Annotated in this window: 16 protein-coding genes and 1 pseudogene; 3 read left to right on the top strand and 14 right to left on the bottom strand. The window is 68.4% G+C overall.

Going from position 1 to position 21,140, the window contains the following annotated elements:
* The 4 genes and pseudogenes from H3O04_RS11310 to H3O04_RS11295 all read right to left on the bottom strand — a co-directional run.
* Window positions 1-487: pseudogene (locus H3O04_RS11310) on the bottom strand (glutathione synthase); the annotation flags it as partial.
* Between the two features lie 27 nt (window positions 488-514).
* Window positions 515-1,804: a glutamate--cysteine ligase gene (gshA, locus tag H3O04_RS11305; protein ID WP_006477713.1), complete on the bottom strand. Its 1,290-nt coding sequence runs from the start codon at window positions 1,802-1,804 to the stop codon at window positions 515-517.
* Window positions 1,805-2,047: 243 nt separating this feature from the next.
* The gene (locus tag H3O04_RS11300) at window positions 2,048-3,550 is read right to left on the bottom strand and encodes an ammonium transporter (RefSeq protein ID WP_006477712.1); all 1,503 of its coding nucleotides are present in this window, start codon (window positions 3,548-3,550) and stop codon (window positions 2,048-2,050) included.
* A 37-nt stretch (window positions 3,551-3,587) separates the two neighbouring features.
* Complete coding sequence (locus tag H3O04_RS11295; RefSeq protein ID WP_006398175.1) at window positions 3,588-3,926, bottom strand: P-II family nitrogen regulator; 339 nt, start codon at window positions 3,924-3,926, stop codon at window positions 3,588-3,590.
* Between the two features lie 355 nt (window positions 3,927-4,281).
* On the opposite strand from H3O04_RS11295, the gene H3O04_RS11290 reads away from it, so the two are divergent.
* Both H3O04_RS11290 and H3O04_RS11285 read left to right on the top strand, forming a co-directional pair.
* Window positions 4,282-4,533 carry an accessory factor UbiK family protein gene (locus tag H3O04_RS11290; RefSeq protein ID WP_006489451.1) on the top strand — a complete coding sequence of 84 codons (252 nt, stop codon included), beginning with the start codon at window positions 4,282-4,284 and terminating at the stop codon, window positions 4,531-4,533.
* A 261-nt stretch (window positions 4,534-4,794) separates the two neighbouring features.
* Complete coding sequence (locus H3O04_RS11285; RefSeq protein WP_054928067.1) at window positions 4,795-6,399, top strand: YifB family Mg chelatase-like AAA ATPase; 1,605 nt, start codon at window positions 4,795-4,797, stop codon at window positions 6,397-6,399.
* Between the two features lie 333 nt (window positions 6,400-6,732).
* Here H3O04_RS11285 and H3O04_RS11280 read toward each other — a convergent pair whose 3' ends face one another.
* Entirely contained in the window at window positions 6,733-7,305 is a 573-nt protein-coding gene (locus tag H3O04_RS11280) for a hypothetical protein (RefSeq protein ID WP_202587679.1), read from the bottom strand.
* Window positions 7,306-7,462: 157 nt separating this feature from the next.
* Here H3O04_RS11280 and H3O04_RS11275 point away from each other — a divergent pair, with 157 nt between their 5' ends.
* Complete coding sequence (locus H3O04_RS11275) at window positions 7,463-7,999, top strand: peroxiredoxin family protein (RefSeq protein WP_006477707.1); 537 nt, start codon at window positions 7,463-7,465, stop codon at window positions 7,997-7,999.
* Between the two features lie 103 nt (window positions 8,000-8,102).
* Here the strand turns inward: H3O04_RS11275 and H3O04_RS11270 are convergent, their stop codons facing one another.
* The 9 genes from H3O04_RS11270 to H3O04_RS11230 all read right to left on the bottom strand — a co-directional run bounded on the left by H3O04_RS11270 (window position 8,103) and on the right by H3O04_RS11230 (window position 21,076).
* Window positions 8,103-9,455: a sigma-54-dependent transcriptional regulator gene (locus H3O04_RS11270; RefSeq protein WP_054928068.1), complete on the bottom strand. Its 1,353-nt coding sequence runs from the start codon at window positions 9,453-9,455 to the stop codon at window positions 8,103-8,105.
* Window positions 9,456-9,542: 87 nt separating this feature from the next.
* On the bottom strand, window positions 9,543-11,552 hold the full coding sequence (locus H3O04_RS11265; protein ID WP_202587678.1) for a sensor histidine kinase: 2,010 nt from the start codon (window positions 11,550-11,552) through the stop codon (window positions 9,543-9,545).
* Window positions 11,553-11,556: 4 nt separating this feature from the next.
* On the bottom strand, window positions 11,557-12,849 hold the full coding sequence (locus H3O04_RS11260) for a dicarboxylate/amino acid:cation symporter (protein WP_006477705.1): 1,293 nt from the start codon (window positions 12,847-12,849) through the stop codon (window positions 11,557-11,559).
* Window positions 12,850-13,208: 359 nt separating this feature from the next.
* Entirely contained in the window at window positions 13,209-14,894 is a 1,686-nt protein-coding gene (locus H3O04_RS11255) for a cation acetate symporter (RefSeq protein ID WP_202587677.1), read from the bottom strand.
* A gap of 11 nt (window positions 14,895-14,905) precedes the next feature.
* On the bottom strand, window positions 14,906-15,211 hold the full coding sequence (locus tag H3O04_RS11250) for a DUF485 domain-containing protein (RefSeq protein WP_006477703.1): 306 nt from the start codon (window positions 15,209-15,211) through the stop codon (window positions 14,906-14,908).
* A 95-nt stretch (window positions 15,212-15,306) separates the two neighbouring features.
* Window positions 15,307-16,512 (bottom strand): CaiB/BaiF CoA transferase family protein, encoded by a 1,206-nt coding sequence (locus H3O04_RS11245; RefSeq protein WP_202587676.1) that lies wholly within the window; start codon window positions 16,510-16,512, stop codon window positions 15,307-15,309.
* Window positions 16,513-16,542: 30 nt separating this feature from the next.
* Window positions 16,543-17,688, bottom strand: coding sequence for an acyl-CoA dehydrogenase family protein (locus H3O04_RS11240; RefSeq protein ID WP_077180381.1), 1,146 nt, complete (start codon window positions 17,686-17,688; stop codon window positions 16,543-16,545).
* A 14-nt stretch (window positions 17,689-17,702) separates the two neighbouring features.
* Window positions 17,703-18,911, bottom strand: a complete 1,209-nt coding sequence (locus tag H3O04_RS11235) for an acyl-CoA dehydrogenase family protein (protein ID WP_006477700.1) — start codon at window positions 18,909-18,911, stop codon at window positions 17,703-17,705.
* Window positions 18,912-18,949: 38 nt separating this feature from the next.
* A complete protein-coding gene (locus tag H3O04_RS11230) occupies window positions 18,950-21,076 on the bottom strand; it encodes a 3-hydroxyacyl-CoA dehydrogenase NAD-binding domain-containing protein (protein ID WP_054928072.1) in 2,127 nt (708 codons plus the stop codon).
* Window positions 21,077-21,140: the final 64 nt, after the last annotated feature.

Raw genomic sequence — 21,140 nt, 5'->3', positions numbered from 1 at the left:
GGATCACGTCGCCATGCTCGGCGTGGAACGCGCGCAGCCGTTTCGCGTCGCGCGTGACGAGCGTCGGTGCGACGAACTGCGGAAACTCGCCGATCGCGAGCTTCTCCGAATGGTCGCGGATCGACTGCGCCTTGTTGAACACGCGCGCACCCGCACGCTCGGCCAGCTCGAGCAGCCACGTCGACGTCACGTACTCCATGTCGAACGGCGGGTCCTTGCGCATCAGCACCGCGCCGAACGATTCGAGACGGCGCGCGTCGACCGGGCCCGCTTCGAACCAGGTGTCGCGATGCAGGTCGTCCAGCTCGCCGACGAACGTGATGCGCCGCACGTCGGCCTCGACGGCCGAGCCCGTCCACGCGAGATGGCGCGGTTCGCACGCGTACACCGCATGCCCGCGCCGGGCGGCCTCCGCCATCATCGCGTAGGTCGAATCCTTGTAGATCTTGAAATGCTCGAGCGGGTCGGCGATAAAAAGAATGTCCATGCGGGTCCTGTACGTAGCGAAGGTCCGTTACACCTGGATGGCTTCGGGATCGGTCTTTTCCAGTTCGATCGACGACGCGATCAGCGACAGCCGCGCGACGACGCCGTACATGTAGAAACGGTTCGGCGGCGCGGCGCCCGGCTTCGCGCCCGCATCCGGCAGCGCGGTGTGCTCGAAGCCGAGCGGCACGTAGTGCATGCCGGGCGCGTTCAGGTTCTGGTCGCGCTCGCGGCCGCCGTGCGTGCGGTAGAAGCCGCCGACCACGTAGCGGTCGATCATGTACACGACCGGCTCGGCCACTTCGTCGCCGACGCGCTCGAACGTGTAGACGCCTTCCTGCACGATCACGTCGCGCACCGCGAGGCCGGCCTTCGATTCGGCCATCTGCGCGCGCTCGGCCTTCGTCATGCGGCCGATCTCGGCCGCGTCGTGCACGGTCATCACGCCACGGCCTGCGGTGCCCGCGTCGGCCTTCACGACGACGTACGGCTTCTCGCTGATCCCGTATTCGCGATACTTGCGCGCGATCTTCTTCAGCACGCCGTCGATCGCGTCGGCGAGCGCCTGCTCGCCCTCATGCGCCTGCCAGTCGACGCCTTCCACGTGCGCGAAATACGGATTCACCATCCACGGATCGACGCCGACCATCTTCGCGAACTTCTTCGCGACGTCGTCGTAGCACGAGAAATGCGTCGACTTGCGGCGCACGGCCCAGCCCGCGTGCAGCGGCGGCAGCAGGTACTGCTCGTGCAGGTTTTCCAGCACGGCCGGGATGCCGGCCGACAGGTCGTTGTTCAGCAGGATCGAGCACGGATCGAAATTCTTCAGGCCGAGGCGGCGCTGCGAACGCTCGAGCGGTTCGAGCACGATCTTCTGGCCGTCGGCCAGCGTGATCGGCGTCATGTCGGTGATGCTCGGGTCGAGCGAGCCGAAGCGCACGTTCAGGCCGGCCTGGCGCATGATCGTCGCGAGGCGCGCGACGTTTTCCAGGTAGAACGCGTTGCGGGTCGGCAGCTCGGGAATCACGAGCAGATTCTTCGCGTCCGGGCAGATCTTCTCGATCGCGGCCATCGCGGCCTGCACGGCGAGCGGCAACACTTCGGACGGCAGATTGTTGAACGCGCCGGGAAACAGGTTCGCGTCGACGGGCGCCAGCTTGAAGCCGGCATTGCGCAGGTCCACCGAACAATAGAACGGCGGGGTGTGTTCCTGCCATTCGAGCCTGAACCAGCGTTCGATCGCAGGCGTCGCGTCGAGGATCTTCTGCTCGAGTTCGAGCAGCGGACCGTTCAACGCGGTAACGAGGTGGGGAACCATGAATCACTCGCGAGCGGGAGAATGAAGATTGTAGAGCAATTGCCTTGCCCATTTGGGGATTGTTCCCGGCTTCGCAAGGATATCGAGGAACTTTTCGGCTATTGACCCGATAGAGTGAAGGGTTATCCGCTACGGCAGCGGGTGGCAGGAGAAAAAAAGCCCGCCGGGTAGGCGGGCCGAAGTCGCTGCGCTCATTCGGAGCGGGCGCCGTCGTCGCGGCGGCCCGCCGTTGATTCGTGTGACTTATTCCACGTGCTCGCCGTGCAGGATCACGTCGAGACCTTCGCGCTCTTCCTCTTCGGTCACGCGCAGGCCGATCGTCAGGTCGATCAGCTTCAGCAGCACGAAGCTCAGCACGCCGCTGTAGACCAGCGTGATCAGCACGCCCTTGGCCTGCAGCAGCAGGCTGCCGTCGAACCCGCCGATGTCCTTGACCGCGAATACGCCCGTCAGCAGCGCGCCGAGAATCCCGCCGATGCCGTGCACGCCGAACGCGTCGAGCGAATCGTCGTAGCCGAGCTTGGACTTGAGCCAGGTTGCCGACCAGAAGCAGACGACGCCCGCCGCGATACCGATCACCAGTGCGCCCGCCACGCCGACGAAACCGGCGGCCGGCGTGATCGCCACGAGACCCGCGACCGCGCCCGACACGATGCCGAGCACCGACGGCTTGCCCTTCGCGATCCACTCGGCAAACATCCAGCCGAGCGCCGCGCAAGCGGTCGCCACTTGCGTGGTCAGCATCGCGAAGCCGGCACGGCCGTCGGCCGCGACCGCGGAGCCCGCGTTGAAGCCGAACCAGCCGACCCACAGCATCGAGCCGCCGATCATCGTCAGCACCAGGTTGTGCGGCGCCATCGATTCACGGCCGTAGCCGACGCGCTTGCCGAGCACGAGGCACGACACGAGGCCCGCGATACCGGCGTTGATGTGCACCACCGTGCCGCCCGCGAAGTCGAGCACGCCGTCGGCCGACAGCCAGCCGGTCGGCTCCCACACCATGTGCGCGATCGGCACATAGACGATCAGCGACCAGAGCGTCATGAACACGAGCATCGCCGAGAACTTCATCCGGTCGGCGAACGCGCCGCAGATCAGAGCCGGCGTGATGATCGCGAACGTCATCTGGTAGACGAAGTAGACCGATTCCGGAATCGTCGACGCGAGATGGCTGACGGTCAGCGTCGTCGCCTTGTCGCCCTTGATGTAGTTCATGCCGTGCAGGAACGCACGCGACAGGCCGCCGATGAAGCCGTTGCCCGGCGTGAACGCGAGGCTGTAGCCGACCACCGTCCACAGCACCGTGATCACCGCGGTGATCGCGAAGCTCTGCATCACGGTCGCGAGCACGTTCTTCTTGCGGACCATGCCCGCGTAGAACAGCGCGAGGCCGGGGATCGTCATGAACAGCACGAGCGCGGTGGACGTCAGCATCCATGCCGTGTCGCCCGCGCTGATCTTCGACGAATCGACCGAGAACGGGGCGGTGGGCGCGGCCGGGGCGGCCGGCGCGGACGCGGCGGCGGCAGCCGATGCGTCGGCCGTGCCCGAAGCCGGTGCGGCAGCGGCGGATGCGTCGGCGGCCGGCGCCGATGCGGCCGGTGCAGCGGCAGCCGACGCGTCGGAAGCGGTGGCGGCGGGCGCGGAAGCTGCCGCGGCGGACGCCGCGTCGTCGGCGAGCGCGGAGCCGACGCCGGTCGCGATCAGCGAACCGGCCATCAGCAGGGACATCAGAAGTTTTCGCATCTTGGGTTTCCTCTTGTCGCTTGTCTTGTCTGTTCTGTTACAGCGCGTCCGCGCCTGTCTCCCCGGTGCGAATCCGGATCACCTGTTCGATCGGCGTGACGAAGATCTTGCCGTCGCCGATCTTGCCGGTGCGCGCGGCCCGCTCGATCGCTTCGACCGCCTGGTCGACGAGATCGTCGGACACGGCCGCCTCGATCTTCATCTTCGGCAGGAAATCGACCACGTATTCGGCGCCGCGGTACAGCTCGGTGTGCCCCTTCTGGCGCCCGAACCCTTTCACCTCCGTCACCGTGATGCCGGAGACGCCAAGCGCCGACAGCGCCTCGCGCGTCTCATCGAGCTTGAACGGCTTGATGATTGCGGTAATGAGTTTCATGAAGTCCTCTCGCTGGGTTGTCCCGTCGAATGAGTTGGAATGTTGTAACGGACTCTTCTCAGCAACTCGCATGCCATGTTGGCCCGAACACCGTCTCGAACGGCTCCGGAACGGGGTCGCATCCCGCGATGTAAGGCGCAAAAGCCCGGCCGAATGGCCAACATGGCCCGGTTTGCTGGCGCGGCGAAAGGATCGTTGCTAGAGTGCACGCACGTCCCGGATCGCCGGGCCATTCACCCATGCGGGCGCCATGCCCGGAATTCGCGCCCCGCGCGCACCATTTCCGGTCATGCGTGCATCATGGGCACGTACGCAACTGAAGATGCACATTTTTTGTGCAAGGAAGGGGAATCACATGAAGCAACCCAGCGACGTTTTCAACGATCTGCAGTCGCGCGTCAGCGATTTGCTGAAAAACTCGCCGGCCAAGGACGTCGAGCGCAACGTGAAGGCCATGCTGTCGCAAGGCTTCTCGAAGCTCGATCTCGTCACGCGCGAGGAATTCGACACCCAGGCGCAGGTGCTCGCCCGCACCCGCGTGCGCCTCGAGGAACTCGAAAAGCGCGTCGCCGAACTCGAGCAGAAGCTCGCGGCCCCGCAGGCCTGACGCTCTACCCGGGTGCGGGCCGCGTCGTGCGGCCCGCATCCGCCACCGTCCGCCACGCTTCGTCGTCCGTCGTTCTTCGCTGCACCCCGCTCTTCGCTGCATCCCCGCTCTTCGCAGTCCATCGCTCTTCGCAGTTCGTCGTTCCGCAACACCTCGTTCTTTCCCCGCGCCACGCCGGCAAGCGCGCACCCGATTCCTCCGATTCCCGCGGCATGCGGCCCCCAACGGCTGTCGTCCGCCTGCTTTTACAGGAGCCTCGCCATGTCGCTCGCCGTGGTGCGCAGTCGCGCGCCCGCCTCCGGCCGCGCGCCGGACGTCACCGTCGAAGTCCATCTCGCCAACGGGTTGCCGTCGTTCTCGATCGTCGGCCTGCCCGATCTCGAAGTCCGCGAAAGCCGCGAGCGCGTGCGCGCCGCGCTGCAGAACTGCGGGTTCGAATTCCCGGTGCGCCGCATCACCGTCAATCTCGCGCCGGCCGATCTGCCAAAGGAGTCGGGCCGCTTCGATTTGCCGATCGCGCTCGGCATCCTCGCCGCGAATGGCCAGATCCCGGCCGACGCGCTGGCCGGCCGCGAATTCGCCGGTGAGCTGTCGCTGACGGGCGCACTGCGGCCGATGCGCGGCGCGTTCGCGATGGCGTGCGGCGCCGCGCGGGATTGGCGTGCGGAGGAATCCGGCGCGGGCCTCGCCGGCGGCCCGGGCCTGGATGCCGGCGAGACGCGCGCTTGCACCGCGACGTCGCGCTCGCCCGAGTTGTACTTGCCGCTCGACAGCGCCGCCGAGGCCGCGCTCGTGCCGGGCGTGACCGTATTCGGTGCACGCGACCTGCCCGCGCTGTGCGCGCACCTCGCCGATGCGCCGGACGGGCGGCTCGCGCCGGTCGCGGCGCCCTGCCTCGACGGCCTGCCGGCACCCGCCGCGCCCGACCTCGCGGACGTCGTCGGCCAGCGCGGCGCCCGGCGCGCGCTGGAAGTCGCGGCCGCGGGCGGCCATCACATGCTGATGGTCGGCCCGCCCGGCGCCGGCAAGTCCATGCTGGCCGCGCGCCTCGCGGGGCTGCTGCCGCCGCTGACCGACGACGAGGCGCTGACCTCGGCCGCGCTGCTGTCCGCGAGCCGGCTCGGCTTCTCGCCCGCGCAGTGGCGCCGCCGGCCGTTCCGCGCGCCGCACCACTCGTCGAGCGCCGCCGCGCTGGTGGGCGGCCGCAATCCGCCGCAGCCGGGCGAAATCACGCTTGCGCACCTTGGCGTGCTGTTTCTCGACGAACTGCCGGAATTCGACCGGCACGTGCTGGAAATGCTGCGCGAGCCGCTGGAAGCCGGCCGCATCACGATCTCGCGCGCGGCCCAGCAGGCCGACTTCCCCGCCGCATGCCAGCTGATCGCCGCGATGAATCCGTGCCCGTGCGGCTGGCATGGCGATCCGTCCGGGCGCTGCCGCTGCTCGCCGGACGTGGCCGCCCGCTATCTGCGCAAGCTGTCGGGGCCGCTGCTCGATCGCATCGACATCCAGATCGATCTGCCCGCGCTGTCGCCGGCGGAACTCGCGACCCGCGCGACGGCGCCCGGCGAACCGAGCGCGTCGGTGGCCGCCCGGGTTGCGCAAGCGCGTGCGCTGCAGCTCGCTCGGCAGGGCAAGACGAATCACATGCTGAGCGGCCGCGAAACCGACGACCTGTGCCGGCCCACCGACGAAGGTGAGCGATTGCTGCGCGAGGCCGGCGAGCGCTTCGGGTGGTCGGCGCGCGCGTATTTCCGCGTGCTGAAAGTCGCGCGGACGATCGCCGACCTGGCCGGCGACCCGTTGCCGACGGCCGCGCAGATCGCCGAGGCGATCCGCTACCGGCGTGCGCTGACGGCGCTGTAAGCGCGCTGGGAGGACAAAATCAGGCTGTCAAGACTTGACTTATGCACAATTCCCCTAATCCGGCCCCGGATCGCGGCTCGCCACGGCCTTTGCCGGACGGAATGCGTATCCCGTTGTTTTGATTGATTTTTCTCAAAGGGCGAATGGGCGACCAAACGAGCCGGAGGGCCGTCCGGCGCGGCTTTGCGGGAAATCCGTGCGACTTTTCAACAAAGTTATCCACATGCGCTGTGGATAGCCGAAAAACCCTCGCAAAATCCGGTGATTAGCGTCGAAAGCTGCGAATGAACTTTCAGTTGCCGTTGCCTGTCGGAGCGCCCTCGCCGGCCGTCGTCAATCGAGTTTGAACGAGCCGAAAAACTGGTCCAGCTGCTCCTGCGCGAGCGGCCCGTCGGCGATCACGACGGCCTGGTACGCGTGCCGGCCGCGCGCGGCAAGCCGCGCGACGATCGTCTTGCGCGCGCGATCGCCGCCGGCGGCGGCCCCCGCGATACGCAGTTCGAGCCCGTTCACCGCGCCGCCGGCGGCGAGCGGCACGGGCACCGCGGCCGTCTGCGGCGCGCCTTCGAGGTTGCGCGACAGCCCCGCGCGCAGGAAGTCGAGTGCCGTGCGGCGCGTGTCGTCGCGGTCGTCCGGCAGCGTCAGCGTGCCGACCGCGAACACCGCGCCGTCGACGTGCGCGGCCTGCATCCGCATCGGCATCGACGTGCCGCCGAGCGCCACCGGCTGCTCCTCGACGGTCGGCTTCGCCGGCAGGTCGATCGTGTAGCCGGCATCGTTGTGCAGCGTGCGCCAGTCGTACGACGGCGAGCACGCGGCCAGCGCAGCGCTCACGCAGGCCAGCGCGGCGAAGTGTCGCAGCGGGCGAAAAAGGGGGCGCAACGAATCGATGACTTCCTTCGGCATGGCGTGGATCGCGGCAGGCAAAGCGGCCATTATCCGCCGAACCTGAAAACCGGGATGCGAGGCCGCCGCCGGTGCACACGCCGCATTCGCGCTAAAATGAGCGCCGAATTTCGACGTCCTTTGCATCGATCCGCGTCATCGACTCCGAGAGCACCAGATGAACACCACGCCTCCCGCCCGCCGCAGTACCGGCCCCGTCCGCTATATCGTCGCGGCCGCCGTCGTCGCGGCGATCGCCGTCGCCGGCTTCTTCGCGTTCAACGGCAAGTCCAGCGTGCCGGACGCGACCTTCACGCTGCTGTCGGGCCAGAAGGTCTCGACCGGCGGCGACCTGAAGGGCAAGGTCTATCTGGTGAATTTCTGGGCGACCAGTTGCGCGACCTGCATGCAGGAAATGCCGCAGATGGTCGATACCTACAATCGCTTCAAGGGTCAGGGGCTGGAATTCGTCGCGGTCGCGATGAACTACGATCCGCCGATGTACGTCGCGAACTACGCGCAGACGCGCCAGTTGCCGTTCAAGGTCGCGCTCGACGACGGCAGCGTCGCGAAGCAGTTCGGCAACGTGCAACTCACGCCGACGACCTTCGTCGTCGACAAGGACGGCAAGATCCTGAAGCGCTACGTCGGCGCGCCGCAATTCGCGGAACTCGACGCGCTGCTCAAGAAGGCGCTCGACGGCAACGCGGCCTGAGCGCCGCCGAATCGGATTCGAAGGGGCGCGCACCGCACCGCCTCTTTCGGTAAAACAACGGACCGCATGACCGGGCACCCCGGTTCCGCGGTCCGTTTGCTTTTCAGCGCTCGGTTTCGCCTTTCGCCGACAGCCCGTAGCGCTTCATCTTCTCGTACAGCGTCGCCTTGCCGACATGCAGCCGGTCGGCCGTCGCGGCGACCGCGCCGCCCGTCTGGTTCAGCGCCTCGGCGATCACCGCGCGCTCGAACTGCTCGATGCGCTCCTTCAGCGTCTGGTCGTTGTCGGCGTCGTCGCCCGCGCCCGTTTCCGGCGGCATGTCGGCCACGCCGAGCACGAAGCGGTCGGCCGCATTGCGCAGCTCGCGCACGTTGCCCGGCCAGTCGCGCTGCATCAGGCTCGCGCGCTGCCGGTCGGTCAGCACCGGCGCGGGCCGCCCGTAGCGCACGGCCGCATCGAGCATGAAGTGCTCGAACAGCGGCACGATGTCCTCGCGGCGCTCGGCGAGCGGCGGCAGCGCGATCGTCACGACGTTGAGCCGGTACAGCAGGTCGCGCCGGAACGTGCCGGCCGCGACGAGTTCGCTCATGTCGCCCTTCGCAGCGGCGACCACGCGGCAGTTCACGCGGATCGGCTGGTTCGAGCCGAGCCGTTCCAGCACACCGTCCTGCAGCACGCGCAACAGCTTCACCTGCAGCGCGAGTGGCATGCTTTCGATTTCGTCGAGGAACAGCGTGCCGCCGGACGCGTATTCGAGCTTGCCGACGCGCCGCTTCGCCGCGCCGGTGAACGCCCCGGGCTCGTAGCCGAACATCTCCGACTCGAACATCGGCTCGGGCAGCGCGCCGCAATTGACCGCGATGAACGGCTTGTCGCGGCGCGGCGACAGCTCGTGCAGGCTGCGCGCGATCAGTTCCTTGCCGGCGCCCGTGTCGCCGTTGATCAGCACCGACGCGTCGGTCGGCGCGACGTTCGCGATCAGTTTGCGCACCTGCTCGATCGCGGGGCTGCGGCCGATGATGCGCGGCGCGACCACGTTCTGCCCGGCCAGCTCGCGCCGCAGCGCGTGGTTCTCGAGCACGAGCTCGCGGCGCTCGAGCGCGCGGCGCACCGTCTCGATCAGGCGCTCGGCCGCGAACGGTTTTTCGATGAAATCGTACGCGCCGTCGCGCATCGCCTGGACGGCCATCGAGATGTCGCCGTGCCCGGTGACGAGAATCACCGGCACGTCGGGCACACGCTCGCGGCACTGCGCGAGCACGTCGAGCCCGCTCGCGCCGGGCAGCCGGATGTCGCTGACGATCACGCCGGCGGTATCCGCGACGATCGCCTTCTCGGCCGCCTCGGCCGACTCGAAGCCGGCGACGTCGAAGCCCGCCAGTTGAAGGCTCTGCACGCTCGCCCGGCGCACGAGCGCATCGTCTTCGATATAGATCACTTGCAGCCGGTTGGCCATCTTGGTCACTTGCTCCTGACAGGCCGCGCGGCGCTGGTGCGTGCGGCTCTCGTTGATCCCGGTCGTTCGTCGACCGGCCTGTTCACGCTAATGCGAGCCCGCCGGCTCGGACACGGAGTCCGGATGATGCGTGCGGGCGCGCCGCAGCGTCAAGACGAACAGCGCGCCGCCCGATGGTGCGTTGCGCGCGGTCAGCGCGCCGCCCGCGTCACTCGCGATCGACGACGAGATCGCGAGGCCGAGCCCGAGCCCGCGCCCCATTTCCTTGGTCGTGAAGAACGGCTCGAACAGGCGCGGCAGCAGATCGGGCGCAATGCCGGAGCCGTTGTCGCGCACCTCGACCGAGAGTGTCGCGGCCGACACCGCGATCGTCACCTCGATGGCCGGCGCCGCGACGCCGGCCACCGCGTCGAGCGCGTTGCCGAGCAGGTTGATCAGCACCTGTTCGAGGCGCAGATCCTCGCAGCGCGCGACGAGTTCGGGATAGTCGCGCGCCAGGTCGAGCGGCGCGTCGTGCGCGGGCGACACGGTCGCGTCCTGCAGCGTCAGCGTGAGCGCGACGCCGCGCAGGCGCTCGCCGAGCAGCGACAGCACGCTGCGCAGCGCACGCACGACGAGGGCCCGCTCGTTGCGCGGCTTCGCTCGGCCGACGAACAGCTTCAGCTGGTTGGTGATCTTGCCCATCCGCTCGGTGAGCGCGGCGATCGCCTCGAGATTCTCGCGCGCGGCGGCCTGCTCGCCGCGATCGAGCAGCACGCGCGTGTTGTCCGAGAAGCTGCGCAGCGCCGCGAGCGGCTGGTTCAGTTCATGCGTGATGCCGGCCGCCATCTGGCCGAGCGCGGCGAGCTTGCTCGCCTGGATCAGTTCGTCGTGCGCGGCGCGCAACTCCTGCTCCGCGCGGATTCGGTCGCCGACTTCCTTCTGCAACTGCTCGTTCGCTTCGGACAAATCGGCCGTACGCTCCTCGACGCGCCGGTTCAGCTCCGCGTACGCCTGCTGCAGCAGCGCGCGGCCGCGGATCATCTCGCGCACGCGGGCGCGGCGCATCCGCCAGTAGAACGCCAGGAGCGCGACCGACACGAAGCCGAAACCGGTGACGATCGTCGCATTGCGCGCATCGGCATCGATCGGCGCGATCGGCGCGAGCGTGACGAGCAGCCAGTCGGGCTCGCCGATCCGGCGCTTGCTGGCGAGGAAGCGCGGCGCGCGCCGGCCGGCGCCGAGGCGCACGATTTCCGCGTCGGCGCCGAGCGTCTGCTCGACGCGCAGCGGCAGCGGCGTGACCGGTTGCTGCGCGTACTGGCGCGTTTCGTAGATCGATGCGGCCACAGGCCCCGTGAGCGGGCGCAGCGTGTGGTACTTCCACGCGGGCACCGACGACAGGAACACGACGCCGTGATCGTCCACGACGACGAGCGGCTCGGACGCGTCGGCGCCCTGGAACCATTCGAGATTGAGCTTCACGACGACGACGCCCGCGATCTTGCCGTCGCGCCACACGGGCTGCGAGATGTAGTAACCGGGATCGCGCGAGATCGTGCCGATCCCGAAGAAGCGGCCGACCTGGCCGTTCATCGCGTCGAGGAAATACGGGCGGAAACGGTATTCGATCCCGACGAAGCTGTCGGGCGCGCGCCAGTTGCTGGCGGCGACGCACAGGCCGTCCGCACCGATCACGTAGGTGACGGTCGCGTGCGCGTGTTCGTTGAGGTCTTCGAGATAGCGGTTGACGCGGGCGGTGTAGTCGCCGCGCTTCGGGTCGGCGAGCAGATCCTGCACGTACGGATGGCTGCCGAGCAGATAAGGCAGCGATTCGTAGCGGTCGAGTGTGCTCTTGAGCGCGCTGGTGGTGCGGTCGACCCGCACCGCGGCATTGCGCTGCAGCTCGGCGACGCCGCGCTGCCAGGTGATCGTCCACGTCAGCGCGCACGCCGCGACGAGCGCGGCGGCGAGCACGACGAGGATGAGCAGGCGGCGCGTCACGGTCGAGGCTTCCTGGCGATGCGGATCGCCTATTGTGTCATAGGCCTCCGCCTCGATGCCCCGGCCGCCGCGGGCCGCACGGCCGGCGGGCGGTGCCGCCGCCTGCTCCTTCATGACGTCAGACGCCGGCCGTCGTCTCGGTCGGCGCGACTTCGCCGCCGCCCTTCAGCGCCTGGCGCAGCTTGTTGCGGTCGAGCTCCTTCTCCCATGCCGACACGACGACCGTCGCTACGCCGTTGCCGACGATGTTGGTCAGCGCACGGCATTCGCTCATGAAGCGGTCGATGCCGAGGATCAGCACCATGCCCGACAGCGGGATCGTCGGCACGACGGCCAGCGTCGCGGCCAGCGTGATGAAGCCCGCGCCGGTCACGCCGCTCGCGCCCTTCGACGTCAGCATCGCGACGGCCAGCAGCGTGAGCTGCTGCATCCACGTCAGCTCGATGTTGGTCGCCTGCGCGATGAACAGCACGGCCATCGTCATGTAGATGTTGGTGCCGTCGAGGTTGAACGAGTAGCCGGTCGGCACGACGAGGCCGACGACCGAACGCGAGCAGCCGGCCTTCTCGAGCTTTTCCATCAGCTGCGGCAGCGCGGCTTCCGACGAGCTCGTGCCGAGCACGATCAGCAGCTCTTCCTTGATGTACGACACGAAGCGGATGATCGAGAAGCCGGTGAAGCGCGCGATCGCGCCGAGCACGACCAGCACGAACACGACCGACGTCAGGTAGAACGTGCCGATCAGCTTGAGCAGCGGCACCAGCGAGCCGACGCCGTACTTGCCGATCGTGAACGCCATCGCGCCGAACGCGCCGATCGGGGCCAGCTTCGTGACGATGTGCACGATGCCGAACAGCACGCGCGTCAGGCCGTCGATGAAGTCGGTGACCACACGGCCGCGCTCGCCGAGGTGCGCGAGCACGCTGCCGAACAGCAGCGCGATCAGCAGGATCTGCAGGATTTCACCCTGCGCGAACGCGTCGACCATCGTGTTCGGGATGATGTGCATCAGGAAGTCGACCGTCGACTGCCCGTGCGCCTTCGCCGCGTACGACGCGACGGCCTTGCCGTCGAGCGTCGCCGGATCGATGTTGAAGCCGACGCCCGGACGCAGCAGGTGCGTGGCCGCGAGGCCGAGCAGCAGCGCGAAGGTCGACACGATCTCGAAGTACAGCAGCGCCTTGCCGCCGACGCGGCCGACCTTCTTCATGTCCTCCATGCCGGCGATGCCGGTGACGACCGTACAGAAGATGATCGGGCCGATCACCATCTTGATCAGCTTGATGAACCCGTCGCCGAGCGGCTTCATGTCGGTGGCGATCGATGGGTAGAAGTGGCCGAGGATCACGCCGACGATGATGGCGAAAATCACCTGCACATAGAGCACTTTGTAGAAGGGTTTCTTCTTCACGATGGTTCCTGCTGAAGTAGATGATGAGCCGTGGAAACGGCGTCACGCGCGCAGGCGAATGTCTCAGGGGAAAGGCATTCGCCCGCGCGGCTGCCGTGCCGCAACAAGCGATGCCTCAGGACATCCGGAGGGGGAGGAAGGCATTGGTCATCGGTTGTCTCCTTGCTTGCTGTAGTAGTTCGGCCGGGGGATGGCCGTGCGCTTTATATCGCAAGGTCGATGCCAGGTTTCCGGAACCCCTCAAGCCGTTGTTTTCATTGTATTTCTCATAATGCGGCAGGCAAGGAAATCCGGGATTCCGGATTTCCGGAAAATATCCGTCCGGCGATCCGGACGGATGCGTCGTTTCACCAGAGGAATCAGTGCTGCACGGCCTCGCCGGCCAGCAGGCCGGTCTGCGCGTAGAACTCCTGCTGCGCGAACGCGTCGCGCTCGCGGCGTGCGCGCTCGCCGCGATCCGCGAGCGAGCCGACCACGATCCCGACGAACGCGAGCGGCACCGACACGAGCGCCGGGTTGTCGAGGAATACCGCCGCGTGCGCGTGGTGCAGCACGTCGACCCACACCGACTTCGACAACACCGTGAGCGCAACCGCCGACACGAGGCCGAGACCGCCGCCGAGCACCGCGCCGCGCGTGGTCATCCCGCGCCAGAAGATCGACATCGCGAGCACCGGGAAATTGGCGCTCGCGGCCACCGCCGCGACGAGCCCGACCATGAACGCGACGTTCACGTGCTCGAACAGGATCGACAGCGCGATCGCGACGGCCGACAGCCCGATCGTCGCCGCGCGCGAGATGCGCATCTCGAGCCGTTCGTCGGGCTTGCCGCGCGCCCACATCTGCGCATACAGGTCGTGCGAAATCGTCGTCGCGCCGGCGAGCGTAAGCCCGGCGACCACCGCGAGGATCGTCGCGAACGTGACGGCCGCGATGAACCCGTAGAACCAGTTGCCGCCCACTGCCTGCGCGAGCTTCACCGCGACCATGTTGGAGCCGCCGAGCAGGTCGTGCGTCAGGTTGAACGTGCCGTTCGCGCCGAGCCGGAAGAATTCCGGATGCTGCGCGAGCAGCACGATCGCCGAGAAGCCGATCACGAAGGTCAGCAGGTAGAAGTAGCCGATGAAGCCGGTTGCGTAGAGCACCGACTTGCGCGCCTCCTTCGCGTTCGGCACCGTGAAGAAGCGCATCAGGATGTGCGGGAAGCCGGCCGTGCCGAACATCAGCGCGATGCCGAGCGACAGTGCGTTGGCCGGGTCGCGGATCAGCTTGCCGGGCCCCATGATCGACAGCGCGCCCGGATGCACGGCCACCGCACGGCGGAACATCGCATCGATGCTGAAGCCGAATTCGCCGAGCGCGAGCCACGCGAGCAGCGTCGCGCCGCACAGCAGCAGCACGGCCTTGATTACCTGCACCCAGGTGGTCGCGGTCATCCCGCCGAAGAACACGTAGACGACCATCAGCACGCCGACGATCAGCTCGGCCGTGCCGTACGACAGCCCGAACAGCAGCTGGATCAGCTTGCCCGCGCCGACCATCTGCACGACGAGGTACAGCACGACGATGGTCAGCGCGTTCGCCGAGGTCAGCAGCCGGATCGGCCGCTGCGCGAAGCGGTACGCGACGACGTCGACGAACGTGAACTTGCCGAGGTTGCGCAGCGGTTCGGCGATCAGGAACATCACGAACGGCCAGCCGACCAGGAAACCGATCGAGTAGATCAGCCCGTCGAAGCCGAACATGAACACCATCCCGGACAGCCCGAGGAACGACGCGGCCGACATGTAGTCGCCCGCGATCGCGAGCCCGTTCTGCAGCCCGGTGATGCCGCCGCCGGCCGTGTAGAAGTCGCGCGTCGAGCGCGTGCGGCGCGCGGCCCAGCGCGTGAGCGCGAGCGTCGCGAACACGAACGCGAAGAACATCCCGATCGCGACCGGGTTCAGCTCGACCTTGTCGGGCATCGGGCCGGCGATGCCGGTGGCATGGACGGTGGAGGAAACGAGAACGGTCAGCGCGCCGAGCGCGCGCGAAATGCGTCGCATGCGGGCCTCCGTCACGAACGTTGCAGGATCGCGTCGACGCGGCGGTCGAACGCACGGTTCGCGCGCAGCACGTAGCATGCGGTCAGGCCGATCGCGATCAGGATGATCGCGACGCCCGCGGCGATCCCGACCGTCGTCGTCGCGCCGCGGTACAGCGGCGCGGCGAGCACATGCGGCGCGAGCGCGACGAGCAGGATGAAGCCGTAGTACGTGGCGATCATCAACGCGGTGAGCGTGAAGCTGAAGCGGCGCCGGGCCCGCACGAGCTGCTGGTAGTCGCGGCGCGCCGTGACCGATTCGATGACGGAAAGCTCCATGGTGTCTCCATTTCCGGCTCATCATTGCGAGCGGTGTTTTGTGGAATGGTCGGCGCGCGTCGACTCACCGCCCGCGCCGCGGCGGAACAAGCGATCTACACGACGCGATCCGCCCGCAGCCGCGCGACATCCTCCGCCGACATCCCGAGCCAGCCGCCGAGCACCGCGTCGGTATCGGCGCCGAGCACCGGCGGCGCACCGCGCACCGGCAGCCGCGCGCCGTCGAAGCGGTACGGCGGCGCGAGCACGTCGACCGCGCCCGCGGCCGGATGTGGCTGCCGCGTGACGAGCCCGGCGCGGGTGGCGCGTTCGGACGTCAGCGCTTCGTGCAATCCGAGCACTTCGCCGCACGGAATACCCGCGTCGGCGAGCGCCGCCAGCAGCGTCGCGCGCGAACGCCGCGCGAGTTCGCGGCGAATCTCGGGCAGCAGGTCGGCACGATTCTGCGAGCGGCCGAGGTTGGTCTTGTAGCGTTCGTCGGCCGCGAGATCGGGCCGCTCGATCGCGTCGCAAAAGCGCGCGAACTGCGTGTTGTTGCCGACCGTGATCACGAGCGGACCGTCGGCTGCGTCGAACACGCCGTACGGCACGATCGACGGATGCGCGTTGCCGTAGCGCGGCGGGTCCTCGCCCATCAGCAGCGCGTCGAGCCCGTAGTACGCGGTGATCATCAGCCCGCAATCGAACAGCGCCATCTCGATGCGGCGCCCGCGCCCGGTCGCATGGCGTTCGTACAACGCGGCGAGGATCGCCTGCGCCGAATACATGCCGGTGAACAGGTCGACCGCCGCGACGCCGAACTTCAGCGGCGGCTGGCCGGCCTCGCCGTTCAGCGCCATCAACCCGGCCTCGCCCTGCACGACGAGGTCGTAGCCGGGCCGCGCGGCCTCGGCGCCCGACCGGTCGTAGCCCGAGATCGCGCAGTGCACGAGGCGCGGATTCAGTTCGGCCAGCGCGTCGTAGCCGAGCCCGAGTTTCTCCGCGCCGCCGCACTTGAAGTTGTGGATCAGCACGTCGGCCTGCGCCGCCAGCTCGCGCGCGATGCGCTGGCCGGCTTCCGTCTGCAGGTCGACGCAGATCGACCGCTTGCTGCGGTTCACGCTGTTGAAATAGGTGGTTTCGGTGTCGCCGATCCGCAATCCCCAGTCGCGCGTATCGTCGCCGCGCGCCGGATGCTCGACCTTGATCACTTCCGCACCGAAATCGGCAAGCACCATCGCACACCACGGGCCGGCGAGCACGCGCGAGAAATCGAGCACCTTCACGCCGGCCAGCGGCAGCGCGCACCGTTCGTTCGTCATCGTTGTCTCCTCCATTCGCGCCGTGCGCCCTTACTGTTTCGACAGCGCGATGTAGCGCGCGAGATGGTGATCCTCGTCGCCGAGCTGGTGATCGATCATCACGAGCCGCTTCGCGTAGTGCGACAGCGGCAGCTCCCACGTCATCCCGATCCCGCCGTGCAGCTGGATGCTTTCCTCGGCGACGAGCGTGCCGATCCGGCCGATGCTGTATTTCGCCGCCGCGAGCGCGCGCTCGCGCACCGCGCGCGGCGCATCGAGCTGCGCGGCCGCGTTGATCACGGCCGAGCGCGCCTGCTCGACCTCGAGCAGCAGGTCGGCCATCCGGTGCTGCAGCGCCTGGAAGCTGCCGATCGGCAACCCGAACTGCTTGCGCGTGCGCAGGTAGTCGAGCGTGTGCGCCTTCGCGACGTCCATCGCGCCGAGCGCTTCCGCCGACAGCGCGAGCAGCCCGTAGCCGAGCACGCGTTCGAGCAGCTCGGCGCCCGCTTCGCCGTCGAGCGCATCCGGCGCGCCGAGCGCGGCGTCGGCCGGCAATGCGACACGCTCGAAGCGCACTTCGGCCGCGCGGCCGCCGTCGATCTTCTTGTAATCGCGCAACGACACGCCCGGCGCATCGGCCGGCACGACGAACAGGCCGATGCCGGCCGCGTCGTCGTCGTTGCCGGACGCGCGCGCGCTGACGACGAAAAACGCCGCCTGCGCAGCCTGGTCGACGACGCCCTTCGCGCCGGTCAGCACCCAGCCGTCGCCCGAACGTTCGGCGCGCGTGCGCACCGTCGTCAGTTCGTAATGCGAGCCCGGTTCGTCGTGCGCGAACGCGGCGCTCGCGCTGCCGTCGATCAGCGCGGCGAGCCGGTCGCGATGCGCATCGCCACCGGCGAGCGCGAGCGCACGGCCCGCGAGCAGCGCGCCGAGGAACGGCTCGACGACGAGTCCGCGCCCGAGGCATTCGAACACCACGGCGATGTCGAAGCCCGCGCCGCCGAAGCCGCCGTCGGCTTCGGCGAACAGCGCGCCGACCGAGCCGAGTTCGGCGAAGCGCTGCCACATCGCGCGATCGAACCCTTCGGCCGACTGCGCGATGCGGTCGCGCACCGGGAACGCGTACTGTTCGGCGATGAAGCGGTTCAACGTGTCCGCCAGCATCCGGCGGTCTTCTGTGTGCTGGAAATCCATCGTCGCGTCCCTCGTTACAGCCCGAGCATCATCTTCGCGATGATGTTCTTCTGGATCTCGTTCGAGCCGCCGAAGATCGACAGCTTGCGGTTGTTGAAATACTGCTGCGCGGCGCTCGCGGCTTCTTCCGGGCCGACCGGTTCGCCGTCGTAATCGGCGTCGAGCGCGTCGTCGACGAACGGCTGCGCGTACGGCCCCATCGCGCGCCGCATCAGCGCGGTGATCTCCTGGCGGATCTGCGTGCCGCGAATCTTCAGCATCGAGCTTTCCGCGCCCGGCACGCCGCCGCCCGCGACCGCGGCCAGCACGCGCAGGTTGGTCGTGCGCATGTTTTCCAGTTCGATCTCGACGCGGGCGAGCCGCGCCGCGAAGAACGGATCGTCCGCGAGCGGCCGGCCGTTCTTCGTGACCTTCGCGGCCACCGCGCGCAGCCGGTCGAGGGCGGCGGTCGAGAAGCCGATCCCCGCGATGTTGGTGCGCTCGTACGTGAGCAGGTATTTCGCGTAGGTCCAGCCGCGGTTCTCTTCGCCGACCAGGTTCTCGACCGGCACGCGCACGTCGGTGAAGAACACCTCGTTCACCTCATGCTCGCCGTCGAGCGTGATGATCGGGCGCACCTCGACGCCCGGCGTATTCATGTCGATCAGCAGGAAGCTGATGCCCTCCTGCTTGCGCACGTCGGTCGCGGTGCGCACGAGACAGAAGATCATGTTCGCGTAGTGGCCGAGCGTGGTCCACGTCTTCTGGCCGTTCACGACGTAGTGAGCGCCCTGCGCATCCACACGCCGCACCGCGCTGGTCTTTACCGCCGCGAGATCGGAACCGGCGCCCGGCTCCGAATAACCCTGGCACCACCAGTCGGTGCCGTCGAGAATGCGCGGCAGCCAGTGGCGCTTCTGCGCTTCGTTGCCGTACTTGATCAGCACCGGGCCGAGCATGTTCACGCCGAACGGCACGATGCGCGGCGCGCCGGCGAGCGCGCATTCGTTGTCGAACAGGAATTTCTGCGCGACGCTCCAGCCGGGGCCGCCGTATTCGCGCGGCCAGTGGCTCGCGAGCCAGCCGCGCGCGTTGAGGATCGCGTGCCATTCGCGCATGTCGTCGCGCGTCAGGTGCAGGCCGCCCTTCACCTTGCGCGCGGTACGCGCCGGCAGTTCGGCGGCGAGGAAGCGCTGCACTTCCGTGCGGAAGGCTTCCTCTTCGGGAGTGAAATTCAGGTCCATCTTCGGTCCGTGGCAAATGCGGTGGGTGCGGTGGGTGTTCAGTCGATGCGGTTCAGGCTCGCGAAATCGGCGCCGCGCGCGACGAGATCGACGAGCAGCGGCGACGGCTTCCAGAACAGCGGATCTTCCTTCGCGAACGCGCGGATATCGGCGAGCACGTTCGCGAGGCCGACCGTGTCCGCGTAGTGCATCGGGCCGCCGCGATAGCGCGGGAAGCCGTAGCCGTACAGGAACACCGCGTCGACGTCGAGCGGGCGCAGCGCGATCTTCTCGTGCACGACGTTCGCGCCTTCGTTGATCATCGCGGCGAGGTAGCGGCGCAGGATCTCGTCGTCGGTGAAGGTGCGCGGCGTGATGCCCTTCTTCGCGCGTTCTTCCGCGACGATCGCGTCGACTTCCGGGTCGGGCGTGCCGACGCGCGCGCCGTCCGGATACAGGTAGTAGCCGCGGCCGGTCTTCTGCCCGAACCAGCCGCGCTCGCACAGCCGGTCGGAAATCTCCACGTAGCGCGCGTTCGGATCGCGCGTCGCCGCGCGGCGCTTGCGGGTCGCCCAGCCGATGTCGCCGCCCGCGAGATCGACCACCTGGAACGGGCCCATCGGGAAGCCGAACCCGCGCACCGCGCGATCGATCTGGTACGGCGACGCGCCGTCTTCCATCAGGTAGTCGGCAGCCGTCCGATAAACGGCGAGGACCCGGTTGCCGATGAAGCCGTCGCAGACGCCCGCGCGCACCGGCGTCTTCTTCAATTGCTTGGCCAGCGCGAACGCGGTCGCGACGACGTCCGGGCTCACCCGCGCCGGCACGACGATCTCCAGCAGCTTCATCACGTTGGCCGGCGAGAAGAAATGCAGGCCGATCACGTCGGCCGGCCGGTCGATGCTCGCGGCGAGCGCGTCGATGTCGAGATACGACGTATTGGTCGCGAGCACCGCGCCCCGCTTGCACACGCGGGCGAGTTCGGCGAACACGGCCTGCTTCACGGCCATGTCCTCGAATACGGCTTCGATCACGACATCGGCCTGCGCGAGCGCGTCGTACGACGTGCTGCCCTTGAAGCGCGCGAGCCGCGCCGCGTGCGCGGCCGGCGTCATCCGCCCTTTCGCGACGAGGCCGTCATACACCTTCTCGACGTGCGCCCGGCCGCGCGCGAGCGATGCTTCGTCGCGCTCGATCATCGTCACCGGCAGCCCGGCGTCGAGCGCCGCGACCGCGATGCCCGCGCCCATCGTGCCGCCGCCGACCACGCCGATCCGCTCGACCGGCCGCGGGTTCGCGCGGCGCGCCTCGGGCGCCTTCGCCGCTTCGCGTTCCGCGAAGAACGCATGCACGAGGCCCGCGCGCTGCGGGCTGTCGAGGCATTGCAGGAACAGGCTGCGTTCGAGCTTCATCCCGGCGTCGAACGACTGCGTGAGCGCGGCCTCGACCGCGTCGACGATCTTCGCCGGCGAGAACAGGCCCCGCGCCTTCTTCGGCAATTCCACGCGCGCCGCGTCGATCGCGGCCTGCGCGGCCGCGCGGTCGGCCAGCCCCTGCGCGTCGCGCGTGCGGCGCACCGGCGCGCCGAGCGACACAAGTTCCTGCGCATACGCGAGCCCTTCGGCGAGCGTGTCGTCGCTGTGCGCGATGCGATCGACGAGGCCGAGCGCGAGCGCTTCCTCGGCGCTCGCATGGCGACCCGTCAGCATCAGGTCGAGCGCGGCCTTCGCGCCGATCAGGCGTGGCGCGCGCTGCGTGCCGCCCGCGCCGGGCAGCAGGCCGAGCGTCACTTCGGGCAGCCCGAGCTTCGCGCCGGGCACCGCGAGCCGGTAATGCGCGGCCAGCGCGACTTCGAGGCCGCCGCCGAGCGTCGCGCCGTGCAGCGCGACCACGACCGGCTTGGTACCCGATTCGATCCGCTCGCACACGTCGGGCAGCGACGGCGGTACGGGCGGCTTGCCGAATTCGCGGATGTCGGCGCCCGCGATGAAGTTGCGGCCGGCGCCGACGATCAGCACCGCACGGATCGCGTCGTCGGCCTGCGCGGCGTCGAGCGCGTCGGCGAGGCCGCGCCGCACGTCGGCGGACAGCGCATTGACGGGCGGATGGTCGATCGTGACGACGAGCACCTTGTCGCGCCGTTCGCGCGTGACCGTGCCGGTTGGGGGGATGGCGGGGGAATTCATGGCGTCTCCTTCGAAGCTGTCGAGGCAGCAGGCATGCCCTGATTCTCGATTGATCGAGATTCAT

Origin of the sequence: Burkholderia sp. KCJ3K979, from assembly GCF_016759955.1 — a bacterium.
GTDB lineage: Bacteria > Pseudomonadota > Gammaproteobacteria > Burkholderiales > Burkholderiaceae > Burkholderia > Burkholderia orbicola.
Note: the sequence above shows the minus strand (reverse complement) of the source record. Positions and strands in the feature narration are given on the sequence as shown.

Excerpts from the sequence above, each read along its gene's own strand:
- gshA (WP_006477713.1), bottom strand. The coding sequence starts at position 1,804 with ATGGTTCCCCACCTCGTTACCGCGTTGAACGGTCCGCTGCTCGAACTC.
- H3O04_RS11300 (WP_006477712.1), bottom strand. The coding sequence starts at position 3,550 with ATGCGAAAACTTCTGATGTCCCTGCTGATGGCCGGTTCGCTGATCGCG.
- H3O04_RS11295 (WP_006398175.1), bottom strand. The coding sequence starts at position 3,926 with ATGAAACTCATTACCGCAATCATCAAGCCGTTCAAGCTCGATGAGACG.
- H3O04_RS11290 (WP_006489451.1), top strand. The coding sequence starts at position 4,282 with ATGAAGCAACCCAGCGACGTTTTCAACGATCTGCAGTCGCGCGTCAGC.
- H3O04_RS11285 (WP_054928067.1), top strand. The coding sequence starts at position 4,795 with ATGTCGCTCGCCGTGGTGCGCAGTCGCGCGCCCGCCTCCGGCCGCGCG.
- H3O04_RS11280 (WP_202587679.1), bottom strand. The coding sequence starts at position 7,305 with ATGCCGAAGGAAGTCATCGATTCGTTGCGCCCCCTTTTTCGCCCGCTG.
- H3O04_RS11275 (WP_006477707.1), top strand. The coding sequence starts at position 7,463 with ATGAACACCACGCCTCCCGCCCGCCGCAGTACCGGCCCCGTCCGCTAT.
- H3O04_RS11270 (WP_054928068.1), bottom strand. The coding sequence starts at position 9,455 with ATGGCCAACCGGCTGCAAGTGATCTATATCGAAGACGATGCGCTCGTG.
- H3O04_RS11265 (WP_202587678.1), bottom strand. The coding sequence starts at position 11,552 with ATGAAGGAGCAGGCGGCGGCACCGCCCGCCGGCCGTGCGGCCCGCGGC.
- H3O04_RS11255 (WP_202587677.1), bottom strand. The coding sequence starts at position 14,894 with ATGCGACGCATTTCGCGCGCGCTCGGCGCGCTGACCGTTCTCGTTTCC.
- H3O04_RS11250 (WP_006477703.1), bottom strand. The coding sequence starts at position 15,211 with ATGGAGCTTTCCGTCATCGAATCGGTCACGGCGCGCCGCGACTACCAG.
- H3O04_RS11245 (WP_202587676.1), bottom strand. The coding sequence starts at position 16,512 with ATGACGAACGAACGGTGCGCGCTGCCGCTGGCCGGCGTGAAGGTGCTC.
- H3O04_RS11240 (WP_077180381.1), bottom strand. The coding sequence starts at position 17,688 with ATGGATTTCCAGCACACAGAAGACCGCCGGATGCTGGCGGACACGTTG.
- H3O04_RS11235 (WP_006477700.1), bottom strand. The coding sequence starts at position 18,911 with ATGGACCTGAATTTCACTCCCGAAGAGGAAGCCTTCCGCACGGAAGTG.
- H3O04_RS11230 (WP_054928072.1), bottom strand. The coding sequence starts at position 21,076 with ATGAATTCCCCCGCCATCCCCCCAACCGGCACGGTCACGCGCGAACGG.